This is a genomic window from Hathewaya proteolytica DSM 3090 (genome assembly GCF_900142225.1).
In the GTDB taxonomy this organism is placed as follows: Bacteria; Bacillota; Clostridia; order Clostridiales; family Clostridiaceae; genus Hathewaya; species Hathewaya proteolytica.
The window spans coordinates 1-1,479 of the sequence record NZ_FRAD01000001.1 but is presented as its reverse complement, the minus strand read 5'-3'; the positions used below and the strand labels follow the sequence as shown (position 1 = coordinate 1,479).

Below are 1,479 nucleotides of genomic sequence, written 5' to 3'. Positions count from 1 at the left end.
AGCCTAAGCTCAGGAGTTTCATTAGAGAATTTATTCTCTCAAAATTGTATAATGAATAAGTAATTTGGTCAAGTCCTCGACCTATTAGTATGAGTCAGCTAAATATGTTACCACACTTACACCTCTCACCTATCAACCTTGTAGTCTTCAAGGGGTCTTATAGCTTACGCTAAGGGAAATCTAATCTTGAGGTGGGCTTCACACTTAGATGCTTTCAGTGTTTATCCCTTCCCGACATAGCTACCCAGCTGTGCTCCTGGCGGAACAACTGGTGCACCAGAGGTCAGTCCATCCCGGTCCTCTCGTACTAAGGACAGCGCCTCTCAAATTTCCTACGCCCGCAGCGGATAGGGACCGAACTGTCTCACGACGTTCTGAACCCAGCTCGCGTGCCGCTTTAATGGGCGAACAGCCCAACCCTTGGAACCGACTTCAGCTCCAGGATGCGACGAGCCGACATCGAGGTGCCAAACCTCCCCGTCGATGTGGACTCTTGGGGGAGATCAGCCTGTTATCCCCGAGGTAGCTTTTATCCGTTAAGCGATGGCCCTCCCACGAGGTACCACCGGATCACTAAGCCCGACTTTCGTCCCTGCTCCACTTGTAAGTGTCGCAGTCAGGCTCCCTTCTGCCTTTGCACTCTACGCGCGATTTCCGACCGCGCTGAGGGAACCTTTGGGCGCCTCCGTTACATTTTTGGAGGCGACCGCCCCAGTCAAACTGCCCACCTAGCAATGTCCGACAACCAGTTTCATGGCCTTTCGTTAGAATTCCAGTAATATCAGGGTGGTATCCCAAGGTTGACTCCATGACGCCTGACGACATCATTTCCCAGTCTCCCACCTATCCTGTACAGATAATACCGAAATTCAATGCTAAATTGCAGTAAAGCTCTACGGGGTCTTTCCGTCCTACTGCGGGTAGCAAGCATCTTCACTTGCACTACAATTTCACCGGATTTGTTGTTGAGACAGTGCTCAGATCATTACGCCATTCGTGCGGGTCGGAACTTACCCGACAAGGAATTTCGCTACCTTAGGACCGTTATAGTTACGGCCGCCGTTTACTGGGGCTTAAGTTCATGCCTTCGCTTGCGCTAAGCAATCCCCTTAACCTTCCAGCACCGGGCAGGCGTCAGCCCCTATACATCAGCTTACGCTTTAGCAGAGACCTGTGTTTTTGTTAAACAGTTGCCTGAGCCTATTCACTGTGGCCTACCTTGCGGTAGGCACCCCTTATTCCGAAGTTACGGGGTCAATTTGCCTAGTTCCTTAACAACAATTCTTCCGACGGTCTTAGGATTCTCTCCTCACCTACCTGTGTCGGTTTGCGGTACGGGTACCATTCTTCTCCATAGAGGCTTTTCTTGGCAACATGGAATCAGATACTTCGCTACTTAATTTCGCTCCCCATCACACCTCAGAATTGACTGAACGGATTTGCCTATCCAGTCTCCCTAAATGCTTAGACGCACATTTC

1 rRNA gene is annotated in these 1,479 nt (G+C 50.3%); it reads right to left on the bottom strand.

Features of this window, described 5'->3' with window-relative positions:
* Positions 1–64: 64 nt before the first annotated feature.
* A 23S ribosomal RNA gene (locus BUA73_RS00005) occupies positions 65–1,479 on the bottom strand; the annotation flags it as partial.